22 protein-coding genes are annotated in these 20,188 nt (G+C 70.0%); 16 read left to right on the forward strand and 6 right to left on the reverse strand.

What is annotated here, in order from left to right; genetic code table 11:
- Nucleotides 1-229 precede the first annotated feature (229 nt).
- The gene (locus LWP59_RS08260) at nt 230-1,114 is read left to right on the forward strand and encodes a FliA/WhiG family RNA polymerase sigma factor (protein WP_191334786.1); all 885 of its coding nucleotides are present in this window, start codon (nt 230-232) and stop codon (nt 1,112-1,114) included.
- On the opposite strand, the gene LWP59_RS08265 is transcribed toward LWP59_RS08260, so the two are convergent.
- Nucleotides 1,111-1,644: a M23 family metallopeptidase gene (locus LWP59_RS08265; RefSeq protein ID WP_222425533.1), complete on the reverse strand. Its 534-nt coding sequence runs from the start codon at nt 1,642-1,644 to the stop codon at nt 1,111-1,113. The genes LWP59_RS08260 and LWP59_RS08265 overlap by 4 nt on opposite strands.
- 548 nt (nt 1,645-2,192) lie before the next feature.
- On the opposite strand from LWP59_RS08265, the gene rpsB reads away from it, so the two are divergent.
- From rpsB to LWP59_RS08290, 5 genes are all read left to right on the forward strand, one after another.
- On the forward strand, nt 2,193-3,029 hold the full coding sequence (gene rpsB, locus LWP59_RS08270) for a 30S ribosomal protein S2 (protein WP_144638567.1): 837 nt from the start codon (nt 2,193-2,195) through the stop codon (nt 3,027-3,029).
- A 66-nt stretch (nt 3,030-3,095) separates the two neighbouring features.
- The gene (gene tsf, locus LWP59_RS08275) at nt 3,096-3,914 is read left to right on the forward strand and encodes a translation elongation factor Ts (protein ID WP_144638565.1); all 819 of its coding nucleotides are present in this window, start codon (nt 3,096-3,098) and stop codon (nt 3,912-3,914) included.
- Between the two features lie 109 nt (nt 3,915-4,023).
- Complete coding sequence (gene pyrH, locus LWP59_RS08280) at nt 4,024-4,770, forward strand: UMP kinase (RefSeq protein ID WP_144638563.1); 747 nt, start codon at nt 4,024-4,026, stop codon at nt 4,768-4,770.
- A 49-nt stretch (nt 4,771-4,819) separates the two neighbouring features.
- Complete coding sequence (gene frr / locus LWP59_RS08285; RefSeq protein WP_144638561.1) at nt 4,820-5,377, forward strand: ribosome recycling factor; 558 nt, start codon at nt 4,820-4,822, stop codon at nt 5,375-5,377.
- On the forward strand, nt 5,377-6,270 hold the full coding sequence (locus LWP59_RS08290) for a phosphatidate cytidylyltransferase (RefSeq protein ID WP_144638559.1): 894 nt from the start codon (nt 5,377-5,379) through the stop codon (nt 6,268-6,270). The genes frr and LWP59_RS08290 overlap by 1 nt, the downstream gene beginning before the upstream one ends.
- 3 nt (nt 6,271-6,273) lie before the next feature.
- Here LWP59_RS08290 and LWP59_RS08295 read toward each other — a convergent pair whose 3' ends face one another.
- Nucleotides 6,274-7,119 carry a VOC family protein gene (locus LWP59_RS08295; RefSeq protein ID WP_144638557.1) on the reverse strand — a complete coding sequence of 282 codons (846 nt, stop codon included), beginning with the start codon at nt 7,117-7,119 and terminating at the stop codon, nt 6,274-6,276.
- Between the two features lie 80 nt (nt 7,120-7,199).
- On the opposite strand from LWP59_RS08295, the gene LWP59_RS08300 reads away from it, so the two are divergent.
- Nucleotides 7,200-8,018, forward strand: coding sequence for a class I SAM-dependent methyltransferase (locus LWP59_RS08300; RefSeq protein WP_144638555.1), 819 nt, complete (start codon nt 7,200-7,202; stop codon nt 8,016-8,018).
- On the opposite strand, the gene LWP59_RS08305 is transcribed toward LWP59_RS08300, so the two are convergent.
- A complete protein-coding gene (locus LWP59_RS08305; RefSeq protein ID WP_144638553.1) occupies nt 7,973-8,587 on the reverse strand; it encodes a PadR family transcriptional regulator in 615 nt (204 codons plus the stop codon). The genes LWP59_RS08300 and LWP59_RS08305 overlap by 46 nt on opposite strands.
- 92 nt (nt 8,588-8,679) lie before the next feature.
- Here LWP59_RS08305 and rlmN point away from each other — a divergent pair, with 92 nt between their 5' ends.
- Nucleotides 8,680-9,786 carry a 23S rRNA (adenine(2503)-C(2))-methyltransferase RlmN gene (gene rlmN, locus LWP59_RS08310; RefSeq protein WP_144638551.1) on the forward strand — a complete coding sequence of 369 codons (1,107 nt, stop codon included), beginning with the start codon at nt 8,680-8,682 and terminating at the stop codon, nt 9,784-9,786.
- A gap of 68 nt (nt 9,787-9,854) precedes the next feature.
- On the opposite strand, the gene LWP59_RS08315 is transcribed toward rlmN, so the two are convergent.
- The gene (locus tag LWP59_RS08315) at nt 9,855-10,124 is read right to left on the reverse strand and encodes a DUF2631 domain-containing protein (protein ID WP_186383239.1); all 270 of its coding nucleotides are present in this window, start codon (nt 10,122-10,124) and stop codon (nt 9,855-9,857) included.
- 92 nt (nt 10,125-10,216) lie between these two features.
- Between LWP59_RS08315 and dxr the strand changes: the two genes are divergently transcribed.
- Genes dxr through map form a run of 7 tightly spaced genes read left to right on the forward strand, consistent with a single transcriptional unit; the run spans nt 10,217 to nt 16,885 of the window.
- Nucleotides 10,217-11,425, forward strand: coding sequence for a 1-deoxy-D-xylulose-5-phosphate reductoisomerase (gene dxr / locus LWP59_RS08320; RefSeq protein WP_144638546.1), 1,209 nt, complete (start codon nt 10,217-10,219; stop codon nt 11,423-11,425).
- Between the two features lie 4 nt (nt 11,426-11,429).
- Nucleotides 11,430-12,656 (forward strand): M50 family metallopeptidase, encoded by a 1,227-nt coding sequence (locus LWP59_RS08325; protein WP_144638544.1) that lies wholly within the window; start codon nt 11,430-11,432, stop codon nt 12,654-12,656.
- A gap of 45 nt (nt 12,657-12,701) precedes the next feature.
- Nucleotides 12,702-13,853, forward strand: coding sequence for a flavodoxin-dependent (E)-4-hydroxy-3-methylbut-2-enyl-diphosphate synthase (ispG, locus tag LWP59_RS08330; RefSeq protein ID WP_144638542.1), 1,152 nt, complete (start codon nt 12,702-12,704; stop codon nt 13,851-13,853).
- 30 nt (nt 13,854-13,883) lie between these two features.
- Nucleotides 13,884-14,720, forward strand: coding sequence for a helix-turn-helix domain-containing protein (locus LWP59_RS08335; protein WP_144638540.1), 837 nt, complete (start codon nt 13,884-13,886; stop codon nt 14,718-14,720).
- Nucleotides 14,717-15,109, forward strand: coding sequence for a VOC family protein (locus LWP59_RS08340; RefSeq protein ID WP_144638538.1), 393 nt, complete (start codon nt 14,717-14,719; stop codon nt 15,107-15,109). Before LWP59_RS08335 ends, LWP59_RS08340 begins: the two co-directional genes overlap by 4 nt.
- Before the next feature lie 47 nt (nt 15,110-15,156).
- The gene (locus LWP59_RS08345; protein WP_144638536.1) at nt 15,157-16,011 is read left to right on the forward strand and encodes a GNAT family N-acetyltransferase; all 855 of its coding nucleotides are present in this window, start codon (nt 15,157-15,159) and stop codon (nt 16,009-16,011) included.
- Between the two features lie 16 nt (nt 16,012-16,027).
- Nucleotides 16,028-16,885: a type I methionyl aminopeptidase gene (map, locus tag LWP59_RS08350; RefSeq protein ID WP_144638534.1), complete on the forward strand. Its 858-nt coding sequence runs from the start codon at nt 16,028-16,030 to the stop codon at nt 16,883-16,885.
- Here map and LWP59_RS08355 read toward each other — a convergent pair.
- Nucleotides 16,848-17,543, reverse strand: coding sequence for a FadR/GntR family transcriptional regulator (locus LWP59_RS08355; protein ID WP_144638532.1), 696 nt, complete (start codon nt 17,541-17,543; stop codon nt 16,848-16,850). The genes map and LWP59_RS08355 overlap by 38 nt on opposite strands.
- Before the next feature lie 28 nt (nt 17,544-17,571).
- Here LWP59_RS08355 and LWP59_RS08360 point away from each other — a divergent pair, with 28 nt between their 5' ends.
- Entirely contained in the window at nt 17,572-18,786 is a 1,215-nt protein-coding gene (locus tag LWP59_RS08360; RefSeq protein ID WP_144638530.1) for a CynX/NimT family MFS transporter, read from the forward strand.
- Here the strand turns inward: LWP59_RS08360 and LWP59_RS08365 are convergent.
- Complete coding sequence (locus tag LWP59_RS08365) at nt 18,760-20,151, reverse strand: mycothione reductase (protein WP_144638528.1); 1,392 nt, start codon at nt 20,149-20,151, stop codon at nt 18,760-18,762. The genes LWP59_RS08360 and LWP59_RS08365 overlap by 27 nt on opposite strands.
- Between the last annotated feature and the right edge of the window lie 37 nt (nt 20,152-20,188).

The following is a 20,188-nucleotide window of genomic DNA, read 5'->3' on the forward strand; positions in this document are numbered from 1 at the left end:
CCCTCCCTACATGGTTAGCGCGGCACCGAGCGGCGCAGCCCCAGACACGACTGCGGGCAATGGGGCGAAGCCGGTAGGCGCCGGCGACCCCGCCCGCCCTGACCACCCTGACCGCAGCACGAACGGGGGCGCGTCCAACGAGGCGAAGCCGACGGGCGTCAACGATCCCGCTCGCTCCGATCAGGGCGTTCGCAGCACGAACGGCAGCGGGCCTAGCGAGGCGAAGCCGGTGGGCGCGGGCGGCCCCGCTCGCCCTGCCGCCGGCACCAACGGGAGCACGCCCAGCGAGGCGAAGGCGGTAGATGCCAACAACTCCGCTCGCACCCGCCACTCCGACCGCAGCACCAACGGCGACGCGCCCAACGAGGTGGACGCCGCCATCAACGCGCTTTGGCGGGAGTTCCGCGCGGCGCCGAACCAGCGGTTGCGGGAGCGGCTGGTGCTGCACTACGCGCCCCTGGTCAAGTACGTCGCAGGGCGGGTGGGGACCGGGCTGCCCACCCACGTCGACGTCGGGGACCTCGTTCAGTCGGGCATCTTCGGGCTGATCGATGCCATCGAGAAGTTCGATCCCGAGCGCGGCTGGCGGTTCGAGACCTATGCGATGCAGCGCATTCGTGGTGCGATCCTTGATGACCTCCGATCTCAGGACTGGGTGCCGCGCGTGGTGCGCAGCCGGCTGCGGGAGGCCGAGCGCGCCCTGGAACGGCTCGGTGCTCGCCTGCATCGCACGCCGACCGACTTCGAGCTGGCCGAGGAGCTCGACATCGGCCTCGACGAGTTGCGTGACCTCTACGGCCAGCTGCGCCTGACCAGCGTCGTTGCGCTCGAGGATCTGGTCGCGGCCGGGAAGGACAGCGGCTCCCTCGTCGACACGCTTCCCGACGACGACGCCGTGGACCCTGTCGCCGTCCTGGTCGACCGCGACAACCGGCGCCAGCTCGCCGAGGCCATCGCCCAGCTCACCGAGCGTGACCGAATCGTGGTCAGCCTCTACTACTTCGAGAGCCTCACGCTCGCGGAGATCGGCAAGGTCCTGGGCGTGACGGAGTCGCGGGTCAGCCAGCTGCACACCCGGGCGGTGCTCCGCTTGCGCGCGAGGCTCACGGGTTAGGGCGGTTCCCACGGTTTCAGGCGGATCACCGCCTCCGTGCGGATCAGGGCCAACGGGTTCAGGTACTCGTCTCCCCGGCGAACTCCCCAGTGCAGGCAGGCCTCGACGGGGCAGCCGAGATGACCGGGATTGACGGTGCCGATCGGCTGCCCGGCGAACACCTGGGTGCCTGTCGGCACGGTGGGGGTGACCGGTTCGTAGGTCGTTCTCAGGCCGCCGTCGTGGTCGATCGAGATGACGCCCTGACCTGCCACCTGACCGGAGAACACCACTACGCCGGGGCCTGCCGCGAGTACCTGCTGACCGGGAGCCGCGGCGAGGTCGACGCCGCGATGACCTGGGCCGTAGTCCGTCTCCGGCCGCTGGAAGGGCCTGGTTACCTGGGGGACCGGGGACAAGGGCCACGTGAAGCGAGGCTCGGGTTCGGCGGCCTGGAGTGGGTCGGTCGTGGCCGGAGGTGGCGCCGCTTCGACCCGCCGGGCAGGTGATTGCTGAGCGGCCGCGAAGCCTGGCGCACCGCCGGCCTGCACGGGCGGGCTGCCGAGCGGCGCCTGCGGGCCGCCGAGTTGCACGGGTGGGCCGCCGACCTGCACCGGCGCGCCGCCGAGCGGCACGGGCGTACCGCCCACCAGCAGCGGCGCACCGCCGAGCAGCAGCAGCGCTCCCACCAGCAGGGGGAGGCTCGGGCGCGGGATGATGACCACGTCCTCCACCGTGGTGATTCGGCGGCGCCGGTGGGAAACAGAATGCGGTTCTGTGGACAACCGAGGGGCCTGTGGACAACCGACGAGGTATCGCCTTGCCCGTGGTGAATGCGCGTGCCCCTGGGCGTACACTATTCACGCGGCCTGTCCTGCACAGGTCGACTTCGCGTGTACGTGCACGCTCCCACGTTCCAGAGTGCTTCTTCGCATCGGCTGGCAGGTGGGATGCGCGGCGTCCGGGCGGTCCCCGTCTCGGCGGGGTCCGGGCACCGGCACGGCACCAGGGCTGACGGCCACCCGGCCGGCGGCGACAAACCGACACGCGGGCCGGCGAAACCCGGCACGCTCAAGACAGAAGAGGTGCGAATCCGGCCATGGCCGTCGTCACCATGAAGCAGCTGCTCGACTCCGGTGTGCACTTCGGGCACCAGACGCGGCGCTGGAACCCGAAGATGAAGCGCTACATCCTCACCGAGCGCAACGGCATCTACATCATCGACCTGCAGCAGACGCTGACCTACATCGACCGCGCCTTCGAGTTCATCAAGGAAACCGTCGCGCACGGTGGCACGATCATGTTCGTCGGCACCAAGAAGCAGGCGCAGGAAGCGATCGCCAGCGAGGCGCAGCGCGTGGGCATGCCCTACGTGAACCAGCGCTGGCTGGGCGGCATGCTCACCAACTTCCAGACCGTGCACAAGCGCCTCCAGCGCCTCAAGGAGCTCGAGTCGCAGGAGCAGACCGGCGGCTTCCAGGGCCTCACCAAGCGCGAGATCCTCACGCTCACCCGCGAGAAGGACAAGCTGGAGAAGACCCTCGGCGGTATCCGCGACATGGCGAAGGTCCCCTCCGCCGTCTGGATCGTGGACACCAAGAAGGAGCACATCGCCGTCGGCGAGGCGCGCAAGCTGAACATCCCGGTCGTCGCGGTGCTGGACACCAACTGCGACCCGGACGAGGTGGACTACCCGATCCCGGGCAACGACGACGCGATCCGCTCCGCGGCGCTGCTGACCAAGGTCGTCGCCGAGGCGGCCGCGGCCGGACTGCTGGCCCGCTCGGGCCGCAACGGCTCCGCCCCGGAGGGCCAGGACAAGCCGGAGCGCGGCGTGGCCTCGGACGAGCCGCTGGCCGAGTGGGAGAAGGAACTCCTGGCCGGCAGCGAGGGCGGCGGCCAGCCGCAGCCCGCCGAGCAGACCACCTCCTCCTGACCCAGCTTCCCCGTGCGGCCGCTCGCCGGCGGCCGCACGGGGCCCAAGACTTCCGAAGGAAACACGATGGCGAACTACACCGCGGCGGACGTGAAGCGTCTCCGCGAGCTCACCGGCTCCGGCATGATGGACTGCAAGCGGGCCCTCGAGGAGAACGACGGCGACTTCGAGAAGGCCGTCGAGTTCCTGCGCATCAAGGGTGCGAAGGACGTCGGCAAGCGCGCCGAGCGTGCGACCGCCGAGGGCCTCGTCGCCGGTGACGGTGGCGTCCTGATCGAGCTCAACTCCGAGACCGACTTCGTCGCCAAGAACGAGCAGTTCCAGCAGCTGGCCGACAAGATCGTGGCGGCGGCCAAGGCCAATCCCACCGACGATGTCGAGAAGCTGGGCGCCGCGCCGCTCGAGGGCGGCCAGACCGTCAACGACGCCGTGCAGGAGCTGGCCGCGAAGATCGGCGAGAAGCTGGTCCTGCGCCGCGTCGTGGCGTTCGACGGCACCGTCGAGACCTACCTGCACCGCCGTGGCGCCGGCCTCCCGCCGGCCGTCGGCGTGCTCGTCGAGTACACCGGCGACAGCTCCGACGCCGCCCGCGGTGCGGCGCTGCAGATCGCCGCGCTCAAGCCGAAGTACCTGACCCGCGAGGAGGTGCCCGCCGACCTCGTCGACAACGAGCGCCGCATCGCCGAGGAGACCGCGCGGGCCGAGGGCAAGCCGGAGCAGGCCCTGCCGAAGATCATCGAAGGCAAGGTCAACGCCTTCTACAAGGACACCGTGCTGCTCGAGCAGCCCTCGGTGACCGACAACAAGAAGACCGTGAAGCAGCTGCTCGACGCGGCAGGCGTGACCGTCACGCGGTTCGCCCGCTTCGAGGTGGGCCAGCAGTAGGCTCTGGCGGCCGACGCGTATCGTGCCCCGTCTCCGGCGACATCGGGGGCGGGGCACGATGACGAACGAGCACTGGTTGGCGAAGCGGTACCCAGCGGAGGTGACGGGCGTGACGGAGGAACGAGCCGGCGACGGCTACAGGCGGGTACTGCTGAAACTGGGCGGGGAAATGCTCGGCGGCGGGTCGCTCGGGGTCGACCCCGACGTGGTGCACTCGGTGGCCCTGCAGATCTCCGAGGTCGTGCGGACCGGAGTGCAGATGGCGGTGGTCATCGGCGGCGGTAATTATTTCCGCGGCGCGGAGCTGTCACAGCGTGGCATGGACCGCGACCGCGCCGACTACATGGCGATGCTGGGCACCGTGATGAACTGCCTGGCCCTGCAGGACTTCCTGGAGAAGGAAGGCGTGCCGACGCGCGTGCAGAGCGCGATCACGATGGGCCAGGTCGCCGAGCCCTACATCCCGCGCCGCGCAGAGCGGCACCTGGAGAAGGGTCGCGTCGTCATCTTCGCCGCCGGTGTCGGCATGCCGTACTTCTCCACGGACACCGCCGCCGCCCAGCGTTCCCTGGAGATCGGCTGCGAGGCCGTGCTGATGGCCAAGGCCGTCGACGGGGTGTTCACCGCGGACCCGAAGACCGACCCGGGCGCGAAGATGTTCGAGGAGATCACGCACCGCGAGGTGCTCGAGCGCGGGCTGAAGGTCGCCGACGCCACCGCGTTCAGCCTCTGCATGGACAACAACATGCCGATCATCGTGTTCAATCTGCTCACCGAGGGAAACATTGCGCGAGCGGTCCGTGGTGAGAGGATCGGGACACTGGTCAGCACCCCCGCCGACGGGCTCACCCCCTAGCCCTGGTGGGATCACCGGAGACAACTAGAGCACACAAACGGGAGTAGCCGTGATCGACGAGACCCTCCTCGACGCCGAGGAGAAGATGGAAAAAGCGGTGTCCTTCGCGAAGGAGGATCTGTCGTCGGTGCGGACCGGTCGGGCCAACCCCTCGATGTTCTCCCGGGTGGTCGTGGAGGCCTACGGCTCCACGATGCCGCTGAACCAGGTCGCCGGTGTCAACATCCCCGAGGCGCGGATGGCGATCGTCAAGCCCTACGACCCGTCGCAGCTGAACGCCATCGAGAAGGCGATCCGCGACTCCGACCTGGGCGTGAACCCCAGCAACGACGGCCAGATCATCCGCATCGTCATCCCGCAGCTGACCGAGGAGCGGCGCCGCGAGATGGTCAAGATGGCCAAGGGCAAGGGCGAGGACGCCAAGGTCCACATCCGCGGCGTGCGCCGTAAGGCCAAGGAGGAGCTCGACCGGATCGCCAAGGACGGCGAGGCCGGCGAGGACGAGGTCGCCCGGGCGGAGAAGGAGCTGCAGAACCTCACGGACAGCTACGTCGCCCAGGTCGACGACCTCGTCAAACACAAGGAAGCCGAGCTGCTCGAGGTCTGATGGCCCAGGTGAGCGAAGAACGCGAGAAGGCCCCGATGTCTTCTCCGGAGCCGGGCGGACCAGCCCAGCCGGCCAAGAAACCGTCGCGGGCCGGCCGTGACCTGCCGGCCGCGATCGCGGTCGGGCTCGTGCTGGGGGCGGCGATCCTCGTCTCGCTGCTCACGGTGCGCTACATCTTCATCGGGATCATCGCGGTCGCGGTCGCGGTCGGCACGATCGAGTTCGCGCAGGCGCTGCGCCGGGCGGCGGGGATCAGGCCGGCCCTGGTCCCGCTGCTGGTCGGCGGCCAGGCGATGGTCTGGCTGACCTGGCCGTTCGGGCTCAAGGGCACCATGGTCGCGTTCGCGCTCACCGTGCTGGCGTCCCTGCTCTGGCGCCTGCCCGGCGGCGCCGAGGGCTATCTCCGGGACACCTCCGCGTCGGTGTTCGCCGCGGCGTACCTGCCGCTGTTCGCGTCGTTCGCGGCGATGCTCGTGCCACCGCACGACGGTGTCGGCCGGGTGCTGACGTTCATGATCGGCGTGGTCGCGTCGGACACCGGTGGCTACGCGGCGGGCGTCCTCAAGGGCAAGCATCCGATGGCGCCGTCGATCAGCCCGAAGAAGACCTGGGAGGGCTTCACCGGTTCGCTGGTCGCGGGCATCGTCGGCGGCGCGCTGTCGGTGCACTACCTGCTCGACGGGCACGTCTGGCAGGGCGTGCTGTTCGGCGCCGCGATCGTGCTCACCGCGACGCTCGGCGACCTGGTCGAGTCGCTCATCAAGCGGGACCTGGGGATCAAGGACATGGGCACGATGCTGCCCGGCCACGGCGGTCTGATGGACCGGCTGGACTCCCTGCTGCCCTCGGCCGTCGTGTCGTGGGTGCTGTTGTCGGCCTTCATCGGCGGCTGACGCTCAGTCGTCGTACGGGTCGTCCACCTCGGCGCGCCCGATGTCGTCGGCGACCACGCTGCGGTCGATCACGGAGAACACCGCGCCACACGGGTCGGCGATGATCGCGATCCGCCCCCACTGGGTGTCGTACGGCTCGGCGACGACGCGTCCGCCCAGCATGATCGCGTGCCCTGCCGTCGCGTCGGTGCCACGGGCCGGGTCGACCTCGAAGTACACCATCCAGTGCGGCATGGTCTCCGGCGGATATTCGGGACCCATCGTGTAGCGGTACAGCACCGGCTGCTGGTCGAGGATCCATTCGACGTAGTCGACGCCGCGGTGGTCGCCGATCTGGCGGGACGTGTAGTTGAACAGGCGGCAGAAGAACCCGTCGGCCGCCTCGCCGTCATGGGTGTTGAGGTCCGCCGTGGCGAAGGTGTTGGGCGCCCCGCCCACGAAGTCCCAGGTGGGGGAGGGCTGCCAGAAGACCGCGGGCGCACCGGCCGGGTCGACGACGTGCAGGATGCTTCCGCGGTTGGGGATGGCGACCGGCCCCAGCGTCACCGCTCCGCCCAGATGTTCGGTCCACTCGGCCGCGTTCGCGACGCTGTGCACGGAGATGTTGATGGTCCACAGGCTCGGCTGCTGGTCGCCGGCGCGGTAGATTCCCGCGACGTCCCTGGTGCCGAGCGACGCGACGAGATAGCGGCCGGTGGGGGTCGCGGGATCGCGGTTGAGGTAGTAGTTCCAGCCGAAGAGTCCGTTGTAGAACTGCTGCGCGGCGCCCTCGTCGAGGGTGGCGAGCTCGACCCAGCACGGTATACCCGAGGGGAGTATCGACTGGGTAGTCATCGGACCGAGTGCCATGGTGCCTCCTGTCCCGGGGAGGCCTTGAGTCTACGGCCGCAGCATGATTTTTTCGTTGTCAGGTCCCGTATGCTGCGGTTATGTGGAATGCCGTCCGTCGCGGGCTGAAAGCGCTATCCCGCGACGGGGGCGTGGTCCCCAGTCCGAATATCTGGTACTACCCCGAGGTTTACGAGGTCGAGAACCGCGCGCAGGACGTGGACGGCGAGATCTGGCGCGTGCTGGGCGAGGAAACGCCCTGGTCGGGCCGGGACGTGCTCGATCTCGGGTGCGGGGACGGGTTTCATCTCCCGAAGTTCGCGGAAAGCGCGAAAACGGTGCTCGGCGTCGAGCCGCATGAACCGTTGGTGCACAAAGCGCGACGCAGAGTTTCCGGATTCGGAAACGTCAATGTGCTCGCGGGATCCGCGCAACGGGTACCGGTTCCGGACTCGAGCGTCGACGTGGTGCACGCCCGGACCGCGTATTTCTTCGGGCCGGGCTGTGAGCCGGGACTGCGGGAAGTCGACCGGATTCTCCGCCCTGGTGGCGTACTCGCGATCGTCGATCTGGACGTCACCGCGGAGCCCTACGGCCGGTGGATGCGCGCGGACCTGCCGCACTACGACCCGGTGGCCGTGGAAACTTTCTTCGCCCGCAGCGGTTTTCGCTACCGCCGTGTCGCCACGCGCTGGCATTTCGCCGGCCGTGCCGAACTGGAGTCGGTGCTGAAGATCGAGTTCAGTCCCGAGGTCGCCGCCCGCGCGATCGAGGATGTCCTACGCGCGAACGCGGGCGGCGAGGGTGGTTACACGGTGCCGGTGGGGTATCGCGTGCATGTACGCGAGAAGCCCACCGGCCTCGTGTTGCCCGGTCACTCGTCGTCTTCCTCGGCGTCGATCTCGCCGAGGATTCCGTAGAGCGAGCGCCGCGCCTCGTTGAGGACGGTCACGGCGCGCTTCTTCTGCTCGGGTGTGCCGGCCTGCGATACCTGGATCGCCGCCGCGGCCAGTGTCGCGCCTGCCTTGCGGAGGTCGATCTCGGTCGGGTCGACGTCGTGTGCGATCTGCTCCCACGGCGGGGTGCCTTCCTGTCGCTCTGCGGCGGCGCGGCCCTCGTCGGTGAGCTCGAACAGCTTCTTGCCGCCTTCGTCGCGGCTGACGACCAGGCCTTCGTCGGCGAGCAGCTGCAGCGTGGGGTACACGGAGCCCGGGCTCGGGCGCCAGAACCCGCCGCTGCGCTCGGCGATCTCGCTGATGATCTCGTAGCCGTGGCGCGGCTGCTCGGCCAGCAGGGTCAGGATCGCCGCGCGAACGTCGCCACGCCGGCCACGCCGGGGGCCACGGTGATGCCCGCGACCCGGACCGCGTCCGCGCATCGGGCCGCCGGGACCCCAGCCAGGGGGGAACTCGCCGAACCCGCCGCGGGCCCACGGGCCGAACGCGCCTCGAGCCTCAGGACCAGGGGGAAAAGGTGGACGGTGTCTCATGTCGGTCTCCTTCCGTAATGTTCCGACATACTCACGATATATCGTAAACAGTCGGAACGCAAGCACGCAGGTCGTGGCACACTGGAACGGTTATGACTGCCCTTCCCCTGGTCTTCGAAGCACCGAAGCGCGGCCTGCCGCCGCGGCACCTCGCCGACCTCACCGTGGCCGAACGAGCCGAAGCCGTGGCGGAGCTCGGTGAGAAGCCGTTCCGCGCCAAGCAGCTGTCGAACCACTACTTCTCGCGGCTGACCGTGGACGCCGAGGCGATGACCGACATCCCGGCCGCCTCGCGCGAGCGGCTCGTCGGCGAGCTGATGCCGCCGCTGCTGACCGAGGTGCGGGCGCTGGAGTGCGACGACGGCTCGACGCGCAAGACGCTGTGGCGCGCGCACGACGGGACGCTGCTGGAGAGCGTGCTGATGCGCTATCCGGACCGCGCGACGCTGTGCATCTCCAGCCAGGCAGGCTGCGGGATGGCGTGCCCGTTCTGCGCGACGGGTCAGGGCGGGCTGGACCGCAACCTGTCCACCGCCGAGATCGTCGACCAGGTGCGCTCGGCGGCCGCGGTCATGCGCGACGGCCTGATGGCGGGCGGTCCCGGGCGGCTGTCGAACATCGTGTTCATGGGCATGGGCGAGCCGCTGGCGAACTACAAGCGGGTCGTCGCGGCGGTCCGGCGGATCACCGACCCGGCGCCGGGCGGGCTGGGGATTTCGCAGCGTTCGGTGACGGTGTCCACGGTGGGGCTGGCGCCGGCGATCCGGAAGCTGGCCGACGAGAAGATGCAGGTGCGGCTGGCGGTGTCGTTGCACACGCCGGACGACGAGCTGCGCGACACGCTGGTGCCGGTGAACAACAGGTGGTCGGTGGACGAGGTGCTCGAGGCGGCGCGCTACTACGCCGACACGAGCGGCCGGCGCGTGTCGATCGAATATGCGCTGATCAAGGACGTGAACGACCAGCCGTGGCGGGCCGACCTGCTGGCCAAGCGGCTGCGCAAGCACCTGAGCCAGCTGGTGCACGTGAACGTGATCCCGCTGAACCCGACGCCGGGTTCGAAGTGGGACGCCTCGCCCAAGCCTGTGGAGCGGGAGTTCGTCCGGCGCGTCAACGCCGGGGGCGTGGCCTGCACGGTGCGCGACACCCGCGGCCAGGAGATCGCGGCGGCCTGCGGCCAGCTCGCGGCCGAAGGCTGAAGCCGACCGGGGCCGTCACTGCGCCCGGGCACCGCGCACCTCGTGCGCGGCGACGCCCCCGGGCCGCGCTAGCGCCGCCAGGCGGTGCGCTGCTTCCTCATGTCCACGAGCAGGGCGATGGCGATGCCGATGGCGGTGCCGACCAGCCAGACGTTCTCGGTGTTGTTCTCGTGGTTGTTGTAGATCATCACGAGCAACACGACCACGCTGAACCAGCCCGCGATCCGCGACGCCTTGGGGAACCCCCCGTGCCAGCCCCACTCGGCGGACGGCTCGTCGCGCGGGTCGACCTTGCCGACCTCGGACTGCTGCCGCTTGACGACCGCCTTGGTTGCCACGATCACTCCTCGAGAGCCTGCTTTCACCTGCACCAGTGATGATCCCACATGCGCCGTCACGACGCGCCGGGCGGTTCGGGACAATGGACGTGATGAACACGACCCGCACCGTCCTCGTGCTCGGCTCGACCGGCTCGATCGGGACCCAGGCACTGGACGTCGCCGCCCGCAACCCGCAGCTTTTCCGTGTCGCCGGGATCGCCGCCGGGGGCTCCGACCCCGCGACGCTGGCGGCGCAGGCGCTGGCCCACCAGGTCGACGCGGTCGCCATCACGAAGGCGACCGCGGCCGAGGACCTGCAGCTCGCGCTGTACGCCGAGGCCCAGAAGCGCGGCTACGCCCGCGGCGAGTTCAAGCTGCCCCGCATCTTCGCGGGTGGCGACGCGGTGCTCGAGCTGATCGCCGCGGTGCGGGTGGACACCGTCCTCAACGGCCTGCCGGGCTCCCAGGGTCTCGAGCCCACCCTGCGCGCTCTCGAGACCGGTGCGACGCTCGCGCTCGCGAACAAGGAGTCGCTCATCGCGGGCGGTCCGCTGGTGCTGAAGGCGGCGAAGCCGGGGCAGCTGGTCCCGGTCGACTCCGAGCACTCGGCGATGGCCCAGGCCCTGCGCGGCGGGCGGGCCGAGGAGGTCGACAGGCTGGTCCTCACCGCCTCGGGCGGTCCCTTCCGCGGCCGCACCCGCGACGAGCTCGAGCACGTGTCGGTCGAGGACGCGCTCAAACACCCCACCTGGTCGATGGGCCGGCTGATCACCATCAACTCCGCCACCCTGATCAACAAGGGCCTGGAGCTGATCGAGGCCAAGCTGCTGTTCGACGTGCCCTGCGGCCGGATCGACGTGGTCGTGCACCCGCAGTCGATCGTGCACTCGATGGTGACGTTCACCGACGGCTCGACGCTGGCGCAGGCCAGTCCGCCCGACATGCGCCTGCCCATCGCGCTGGCGCTCAACTGGCCGGACCGGGTGGCAGACGCAGCCCGCCCGTGCCGGTGGGACGAAGCCACCTCCTGGACCTTCGAACCGCTGGACAACGCCGCTTTCCCGGCCGTCGAGCTGGCCCGGCACGCGGGTACCGTGGGCGGTTGCCTCCCGGCGGTCTTCAACGCGGCGAACGAGGTCATGGTGGACGCCTTTCTCACGCAGAACGCCCGCTTCACGTCCATCGTGGACACTGTTGAACGGGTGGTGCGGGCGGCCGACGAGTGGCAGCGCGAGCCGCGTGACCTGGAGGACGTATTCGCCGCGGAGCAGTGGGCGCGCACGCGTGCCGCTGAGCTGAACTCAACCGAGAGGGAGTAGGGGCTTGCTCGCCTACATTTTCGGAGTCGTGCTGTTCGCGCTGGGCATCTGTGTGTCCGTCGCGCTGCACGAGGCGGGCCACATGGTCACCGCGAAGGCCTTCGGAATGAAGGTCCGGCGGTACTTCATCGGCTTCGGTCCCAAGATCTTCTCCTTCCGCCGCGGCGAGACCGAGTACGGCCTGAAGTGGATCCCGCTCGGCGGCTTCTGCGACATCGCCGGCATGACCGCGCTCGACGAGGTGACCCCGGACGAGGCGCCGCGCGCGATGTGGCGGTTCAAGACCTGGAAGCGCACCGTCGTGCTGGCCGCGGGCTCGGTGACGCACTTCATCCTCGGGTTCATCGTGCTCTACCTGATGGCCGTGTCGATGGGCCTGCCGAACGCGTTGATCGGGAAAGCGCAGGTCGACACGGTCTCGCCGTGCGTGCAGAACGCGACGACCAACGAGCAGGTCCTCAACCCCGACTGCAAGCCGGGCGACCCCGCTCCCGCGAAGGACGCGGGCCTGCGGCCCGGTGACGAGATCGTGTCCGTGAACGGGGTGTCCACCCCCACCTACCCGGACGTCATCGCCAAGGTCCAGGCGCTCACCGGCCCGACCCGGCTCGAGGTGCGACGGGACGGTCAGCTCGTGCCCCTGACCGTGGATGTCGCCCAGGTGGATCGCCCGGTCGCCGACGCGTCGAACCCGCAGGCGCCGCCGCAGGTGGTCAAGCTCGGCACGATCGGCGTCGGCTTCCCGACGATGTTGCACTTCAGCCCGGTCGCCGCGTTCGGCGGCGCGGGCGCGTTCACCGCGGACATGTTCGCCCAGACCTGGGACCGGTTGCTGGAGTTCCCCGAGCGCATCCCGGCCGTGGTGCACTCGATCTTCGGCGGCGAGCGCGACCCGAACACCCCCGTCAGCGTGGTGGGGGCGAGCCGGATCGGCGGCGAGGCCGTCGAGGCGGGCCTGTGGTCGCTGTTCCTGATCCTGCTGGCCAGCCTGAACTTCTTCGTGGGCGTGTTCAACCTGCTGCCGCTGCTGCCCCTGGACGGCGGGCACATCGCGGTGACCTGGTACGAACGGGTTCGCGACTGGCTGCGCGGGCTGCGCGGCAAGGCCGCGGGCGGGCCGGTGGACTACACCAAGCTCTCGGCGGTCACGATGGTCCTGGTGTTCGTCGGTGGCGCCGTAACACTGCTCACCGTGACGGCTGACATCGTCAACCCCATCCGGCTGCAGTAGGTAGGCTGGGCGCGTACGCATTCCTTCGTAGCCGTAGAGGATTCGATGAGCGTCGCGCTTGGCATGCCTGCCCTCCCGCCCCCCGTACTCGCGGACCGTCGTCCCACCAGGCAGTTGATGGTGGGTTCGGTGGGGGTCGGCAGCGAGCACCCGATCTCCGTCCAGTCGATGACCACCACCCTGACCGCGGACGTCAACGCGACGCTGCAGCAGATCGCGGAGCTGACCGCGGCCGGCTGCGACATCGTGCGGGTCGCCTGCCCGTCGGCCGACGACGCCGAGGCGCTGCCGGCGATCGCGCAGAAGTCGCAGATCCCGGTGATCGCCGACATCCACTTCCAGCCGAAGTACGTGTTCGCCGCGATCGAGGCGGGGTGCGCCGCGGTCCGGGTGAACCCTGGCAACATCAAGAAGTTCGACGACAAGGTCAAGGAGATCGCGCAGGCCGCGAAGGACCACGGCACGCCGATCCGGATCGGCGTCAACGCCGGTTCCCTCGACCCGCGCCTGCTGAAGAAGTACGGCAAGGCGACCCCGGAGGCGCTGGCCGAGTCCGCGCTGTGGGAGGCGTCGCTGTTCGCCGAGCACGACTTCCACGACATCAAGATCTCGGTCAAGCACAACGACCCGGTCGTGATGGTGCGCGCGTACGAGCTGCTCGCCGAGCAGTGCGACTACCCGCTGCACCTGGGCGTGACCGAGGCGGGCCCGGCGTTCCAGGGCACGATCAAGTCGGCCGTCGCGTTCGGCGCGCTGCTGCGCCAGGGCATCGGGGACACCATCCGGGTGTCGCTGTCCGCGCCGCCGGTCGAGGAGGTCAAGGTCGGCACGCAGATCCTGCAGTCGCTGAACCTGCGGCCGCGGAAGCTGGAGATCGTGTCGTGCCCGTCGTGCGGCCGCGCGCAGGTCGACGTGTACAAGCTGGCCGACGAGGTCACCGCGGGTCTGGAGGGGATGGAGATCCCGCTGCGGGTCGCCGTAATGGGTTGCGTGGTGAATGGCCCGGGCGAAGCGCGGGAGGCCGACCTCGGGGTCGCTAGCGGCAACGGCAAGGGGCAGATCTTCGTCAAGGGCGAGGTCATCAAGACCGTGCCCGAGCACCAGATCGTGGAGACCCTGATCGAAGAGGCGATGCGGATCGCGGAGGAGTCGGGCGAGACGGCGGGCGAAGGCTCGCCGGTGGTCAGCGTCGGCTGACGCGGCAGTGCCCGGCCGAGGGTGAGTCCGATGCCCGGCGTGGAGTGGGCCGTGTGGCAACCGCATCCGCGGCTGCGTGGCCTGGTCTCGCGCTACCTCGGCTACGCCCAGCACGACGTGACCCTCGGTGTGCACCGGGGGCTGCCGTCGCGGCACGTGACGTTGATCATCAGCCTGGCCGAGCCGATCCGGCTCGTCGGGATGCCGCGGCCCGGGGAGGCGCCGGCGGATCTCATCGCGGCGGTCGGCGGCATGCACGTGCGTCCCGTGCTCATCCGGCAGGACCGGTTCCAGTCCGGCATCCACGTCGAGCTGGACCCGCTCGGGGTGCCGGCGCTGTTCGGCGTCTCGTCGGCCGAGCTGAGCGAGCACGTCGTCGATCTCGCCGACCTCTCGCCCCGGCTCGCCGGTCTGCCCGGCCGGCTCGCCGCGGCCGGTGGCTGGACCCGCCGGTTCGAGATCCTCGACGAGGTGCTGAGCGCGGGTGCCGCCGAGCGCGCGCCGGCACCGGAGGTCGACTGGGCGTGGCAACGGATGCGGCGATCGGGAGGCCGTATCCGTATCGGCACGCTCGCCGAAGAGGTCGGCTGGAGCCGCCGTCACTTCACCGAACGGTTCGGCCGGGAGCTCGGGCTCGCGCCGAAGCAAGCCGCCCGGATCCTGCGGTTCGAACGCGCCAACGCGCTGGTCCGGCAGGGCCGCCTCGATCTGGCAGGGCTCGCCGTCGACTGCGGCTACTACGACCAGGCGCACCTGACCAACGACTGGCACGCCCTCGCCGGCTGCCCGCCGAGCGTCTGGATCGCCGAGGAGCTCCCATTCCTCCAAGACGACGGCAGCACCGCGGACGCAAACTCGGCGGTATGACTCAACCCACTGTCTGGCCGGCCCTGCGCTACGACGACGAGCCGGCCGCCGTCCGTTTCCTCACCGGCGTCTTCGGGTTCCGCGAGGCGCTGGTCGTGCCCGACGACCGGGGCGATGTCGTGCACGCCGAGCTGCGCTGGCCCGAAGGCGGTGCCGTGATGCTGGGCAGCGCGAAGCACACCGAAGGCACGCATGCCGAGATGAAGGCCGGGGTCGGCGCCGTGTACGTCGTGACCGACGACGTCGACGCCGTGCACGCCCGCGTGGCCGCCGCCGGGTTCGACATCCCGGACGCCCTCCACGACACCGAATACGGCTCGCACACCTTCACCGCGAGCGACCCGGAGGGCAACCTGTGGACTTTCGGCACTTATCGCGGCGCGTCGTGACCGCCCTCGGTTTCCCGTAACCGGGGTCATCTGGCAATCTGGACGACGTGTTGCGGCTTGCCGGTGCACGGCTGCTCGGTGATCGGGACTATCCCGCGGTTCGTGCCGTCCTCGCGGCCGATCCGGTGGCCAGCTGCATGGTCAGCGCCCGGGTCGAGGTCGCCGGCCTGGACCCGTGGCGGCTCGGCGGCGAGCTGTGGGCCGCCGACTACCGGGGCAGCCGCTCCAGCCGGCTGCCCGGGCTGTGCTTCTCCGGCCCGAACCTGATCCCGCTGCGTGGCAACGCCTCCGCGCTGCGCTCGTTCGCCGACCGCGCCCTGCGCAAGCAGCGCATCTGCTCGTCGCTGGTCGGTCCCGCCGAGCAGGTGCTGGGCCTGTGGGACGAGCTCGCCCCGGAGTGGGGCCCGGCGCGCGAGGTCCGCGGGGACCAGCCGCTGATGGCCATGGAGGGCCGCCCGGCGGTGGCCCCGGACCCACTGGTGCGGCCCGTGCGCCCCGACGAGCTGGACCGCTACCTGCCCGCGGCGATCGCGATGTTCATCGAAGAGGTGGGCGCCGACCCGCGTACCGGGGACGGCGGCGCGAGCTACCGCGCCCGCGTCGCGGAGCTGATCGCGGGCGGCAGGGCCTTCGCCAGGTTCGAAGGGCGCGACGTCGTCTTCAAGGCCGAGATCGGCGCGCTGTCCCGCAGCGTCGGGCAGATCCAGGGCGTGTGGGTGCACCCGGACAGGCGCGGCCACGGCCTCGGCACGGCCGGCACCGCGGCGGTGGTGAGCAGGCTGGTCAACGGGATGGGCCGCACGGCGAGCCTGTACGTCAACTCGTTCAACAGCCCCGCGCTGGCCGCCTACCGGCGCATCGGCTTCCAGCAGGTCGGCCGCTACGCCACGGTCCTGTTCTGAGTCGTAGGCTGGACGTATGTCCTTGCGTGCCCCATTGAAGCCCGGCGTCCAGACGCCGCGTCGACCCGTCCCCGTCAGCATTCCCCGTCCCGAATACGTGGACAAGCCGGCGCCGAAGCGGGACAACGGAAACGGCGTGCGGACCCCCGAGGTCATCGAGGCCATGCGCGTGGCGAGCAGGATCGCGGCGCAGGCGCTGGAGGAGGGCGGCAAGGCCGTCAAGCCCGGCAACACCACCGACGACGTCGACAAGGTGGTGCACGAGTTCCTGCTCGACCACAAGGCCTACCCGTCGACGCTGGGCTACCGGAACTTCCCGAAGTCCTGCTGCACCTCGCTGAACGAGGTGATCTGCCACGGCATCCCCGACTCGACGGTGATCGAGGACGGCGACATCTGCAACATCGACGTGACCGCGTTCATCGGCGGCGTGCACGGCGACACCAACGCGACCTTCATCGCGGGGGACGCGTCGGAGGAGGTGCGGCTGCTCGTCGAGCGCACCCACGAGGCGACCATGCGGGCGATCAAGGCCGTGCGCCCCGGGCGTCAGCTCAACGTGATCGGCCGCGTCATCGAGGCCTACGCGAAGCGGTTCGGCTACGGCGTGGTGCGCGACTTCACCGGCCACGGCGTCGGCCCGTCGTTCCACAGCGCGCCGACCGTGCTGCACTACGAGGACCCGTCGGTGACCACGGTCATCGAGGAGGGCATGACGTTCACCATCGAGCCGATGATCACCCTCGGCTCGATCGACTACGACGTCTGGGACGACGACTGGACCGTCACCACGAAGGACAAGAGCTGGACCGCCCAGTTCGAGCACACCCTCGTGGTCACCCCTGCGGGCGCGGAGATCCTGACTCTTCCCTGAGCAGCAGCTGATCGAGGAAGCCGCCGGCCTCGGCCGCCGCTCGCGCGGGGTCGCGGTCGGCGATCGCGGTCAGCAGTCCACGGTGGCCGATGGCGACGCGTTCGGTCAGGTGGTCGTACGAGGTCGCGGCCACGCTGGCCGTGACCGTCTCGGTCAGCCCGCGGTACAGCTCGGTCAGCAGCCGGTTGTGTCCACAATGGACGACCATGAAGTGGAACTCGGTGTCCGCGCGGACGAAGTCCTCGTGTGAGTTCTCGTTCTGTGCCCGATCGCGCGCGTCGAGCAGCTCGGTGAGCCTGGCCAGGTCCTCGTCGCTGCGGGCCGTGGCCGCGAGCCGCGCGCCCTCGACCTCCAGGCTGCGCCGGACCTGCAGTACCTCCCGCAGCTCGGACCCGCACAGGCGCCGGACCGCGCCGGAGACCTCGCTGGTCGCGCGGACGTAGGTGCCGTCGCCCTGACGGACTTCGAGCAGGCCGCTGTGGGAGAGCGCGCGAATGGCTTCGCGCACGGTGTTGCGGCCGACGCCTAGTGTCTCCGCCAGCGCCGTCTCCGTGGGGATCCGTTGTCCGACCGGCCATTCGCCCTGGGCGATCGCGTCGCGCAACTGGCCGATGACCTGGTCCACCAGCCCGGTACGGCGTGTTGTGGCTAACGGCACGACAAATGTCCCTTCACCCAATCATCCTATGTCTGTCATAGTAGCGGGTGTGGTCGAAACTCCGCTGAAACAAAATCCCCGCGTCCTGGTGGGCGGCGGCCTGCTCGGCGTGGCGGTCGTGCTCGCGGCGCTGAACCTGCGCCCCGCCGTGACCGCCACCGGCTCCGTGCTCGACGAGATCCGCGGGTCACTGGGGGCGACCTCGACCTGGGCCGGCGCGCTGACCACCGCGCCGGGACTGTGCTTCGCTGCGGCCGGCTCCGCCGCGCCCTGGGTCGCCAGGCGGATCGGGATCGGCGCCTCCGTGACCGCCGCACTGGTGCTGCTGACCGGTGGCCTGATCCTGCGGGTTCTCGACGGGCAGCTGGTCGTGCTCGGCGGCACCCTCGTCGCGACCGCGGGCATCGCGCTGGCCAACGTGCTGATCCCGGTCGTGGTGAAGGAGTCGTTCACGGCCAGGATCGGGCTCGTCACGGGTCTCTACACCGGTGCGCTGCAGGCGGGCGGAGCCATGGGCTCGGCCGTGACGCCGCCACTGGACGAAGCGTTCGGCGGCTGGCGGCCGGGGCTGGCCAGCTGGGCGGTGCTCTCGGGCCTGGCGCTGGTGGTGTGGCTGGCCGTCGCCCGCACCCGGCCCGGCGCGGCGCGCGGCGAGGGCTCGCCGGACACCACGCATCGCTCGTTCCTGCGCAACAGGCTCGCGTGGATCGTCACGATCTTCTTCGGCCTGCAGGCCTGCCTGGCCTACATCGTGATGGGCTGGCTGCCGGAGGTGTTCATCGACGCGGGGCTCAGTCGCGGCGACGCGGGCCTGCTGCTCGGGCTGGTCTCGCTCATCGGGTTGCCGGTCAGCCTCATCGTGCCGCCGCTGGCCGCGCGCCGGGGCAGCCAGAGCTGGTGGATCGTCGGCCTGGGTGCCTGCGGGTTCCTCGGCGTCGTCGGGATCATGTCCGCCCCCGGCGCGGCCCCGCTGCTGTGGGCGATCCTGATCGGCATCGGCATGAGCGTGTTCTCGCTCGCGCTGACCACGATCGCCCTGCGGGCCCGCACCGGTGGCGACACCGCCCGGCTTTCCGGGATGGCGCAAGGCATCGGCTACCTGTTCGCGGCCGCGGGCCCGTTCCTGTTCGGCATCCTGCACGACCTGACCGGCGGCTGGACCGTGCCGTTCACGATGCTGCTCGTCGTCGTGGCCGTGCAGATGGTGTTCGGCTTCCTAGCGGGCCGTCCCAGGTACGTCTAGGTTCAGCAGCGCGTTCTCGACCAGTTCCGGCATCGCCGGGTGGATCCAGTACTGGCCACGCGCCATGCTGTGCGCGTCCAGCCCGAAGCTCATCGCCTGGATCAGCGGCTGGATCAGGGTCGGCGCCTGCGGGCCGATGACGTGCGCGCCCAGCAGCTGCCCGGTATCCGGGTCGGCCAGCAGCTTCACGAACCCGCTGGTGTCCTCCATCGCCCAGCCGTAGGCGATCCCGGCGTAGTCCTGTTTGGACGTCACGTACTTCAGCCCGCGCTGGCGGGCCTGTTGCTCGGTCAGGCCCACGGACGCGATCTGCGGCGAGCTGAACACCGCGTGCGGCACGAACCGGTGGTCGGCCTGGATCCGCTCGTCCGGGTGGAGCAGGTTGTGCTGCACCACACGGCCTTCGTGGTTCGCGACGTGCTTGAGCTCGTACGGCGACGACATGTCGCCGAGCGCGTAGACACCCTCCACGGAGGTCTGCTGGTAGGCGTCCACCTTGACGTGCCCGCTGTCCATTGTGGTCACCCCGGTCGCGGCCACGTCGAGCAGGTCGGAGTTGGGCCGCCTGCCGACCGCGATGAGCAGCTCGTCGGCCTCCACGACCTCGCCGCCGTCCAGCTCCAGCTCGATGCCGGACCCGGTCCGCCGCACCCGCCGCGTCTTACGGTCGAGCCGGACGTCGAACCGCCGGCTCGCCTGCTCGGTGAACCGCGCGCTGATGTCCTCGTCCTCGCTGCGCAGGAGCGCGCCCGAGCGGGCGATGACCGTGACCGCGACGCCGAACGATGCGAAGACGTGCGCGAACTCGGCGGCGATGAACCCGCTGCCGACGATGACCAGCCGGGCGGGCAGCTCGTCGAGCCGCATCACGGTCTCGGAGGTGTGGTAGCCCACCTCGTCGAGGCCCTCGATGTCCGGGATGACCGGGCGACCGCCGGCGGCGAGCACGAACCGGTCCGCGGTGACGGTCTCGGTCCGGTCGCCGAGGGTGACCGTCAGCTCCTTGTGCCCCGTGAAGCGGCCTTCGCCCTCGTAGACGGTGACGTTGGCGTTGTCCTCGTGGTTGAGGCGGTACTCCCGGCCGCCGAGCGCGATCGGGTCGATCCGGCCGAAGATGCGGTCGCGGACATCGCGCCACCGCACGTTCACCAGCTCCTCGTCCACGCCCAGCCTGCTGCTGACCGACGGGGTCGCCGCGAGATCGGCGGTGTGCACGAACATCTTCGTCGGGATGCAGCCGACGTTGAGGCAGGTGCCGCCGAAGACGCCCTTCTCGACGATGGCCGTCTTCCAGTCCGCGAAGCGCGGGTCGAGGATCGAGTTACCGGAACCGGTACCGACGATCACCAGGTCGTAGTGGGGCACGTTGTCTTCCTCCGCGTGAGCTGAATCCTCTTCGGAA

The sequence above is a fragment of the Amycolatopsis acidiphila genome (genome assembly GCF_021391495.1).
Lineage (GTDB): Bacteria > Actinomycetota > Actinomycetes > Mycobacteriales > Pseudonocardiaceae > Amycolatopsis_E > Amycolatopsis_E acidiphila.

Coding starts and splice junctions, on each gene's coding strand:
- rpsB (WP_144638567.1), top strand. CDS start 2,193: ATGGCCGTCGTCACCATGAAGCAGCTGCTCGACTCCGGTGTGCACTTC.
- tsf (WP_144638565.1), top strand. CDS start 3,096: ATGGCGAACTACACCGCGGCGGACGTGAAGCGTCTCCGCGAGCTCACC.
- LWP59_RS08290 (WP_144638559.1), top strand. CDS start 5,377: ATGGCCCAGGTGAGCGAAGAACGCGAGAAGGCCCCGATGTCTTCTCCG.
- LWP59_RS08295 (WP_144638557.1), bottom strand. CDS start 7,119: ATGGCACTCGGTCCGATGACTACCCAGTCGATACTCCCCTCGGGTATA.
- LWP59_RS08300 (WP_144638555.1), top strand. CDS start 7,200: ATGTGGAATGCCGTCCGTCGCGGGCTGAAAGCGCTATCCCGCGACGGG.
- LWP59_RS08305 (WP_144638553.1), bottom strand. CDS start 8,587: ATGAGACACCGTCCACCTTTTCCCCCTGGTCCTGAGGCTCGAGGCGCG.
- rlmN (WP_144638551.1), top strand. CDS start 8,680: ATGACTGCCCTTCCCCTGGTCTTCGAAGCACCGAAGCGCGGCCTGCCG.
- dxr (WP_144638546.1), top strand. CDS start 10,217: ATGAACACGACCCGCACCGTCCTCGTGCTCGGCTCGACCGGCTCGATC.
- ispG (WP_144638542.1), top strand. CDS start 12,702: ATGAGCGTCGCGCTTGGCATGCCTGCCCTCCCGCCCCCCGTACTCGCG.
- LWP59_RS08335 (WP_144638540.1), top strand. CDS start 13,884: ATGCCCGGCGTGGAGTGGGCCGTGTGGCAACCGCATCCGCGGCTGCGT.
- LWP59_RS08340 (WP_144638538.1), top strand. CDS start 14,717: ATGACTCAACCCACTGTCTGGCCGGCCCTGCGCTACGACGACGAGCCG.
- map (WP_144638534.1), top strand. CDS start 16,028: ATGTCCTTGCGTGCCCCATTGAAGCCCGGCGTCCAGACGCCGCGTCGA.
- LWP59_RS08360 (WP_144638530.1), top strand. CDS start 17,572: ATGTCTGTCATAGTAGCGGGTGTGGTCGAAACTCCGCTGAAACAAAAT.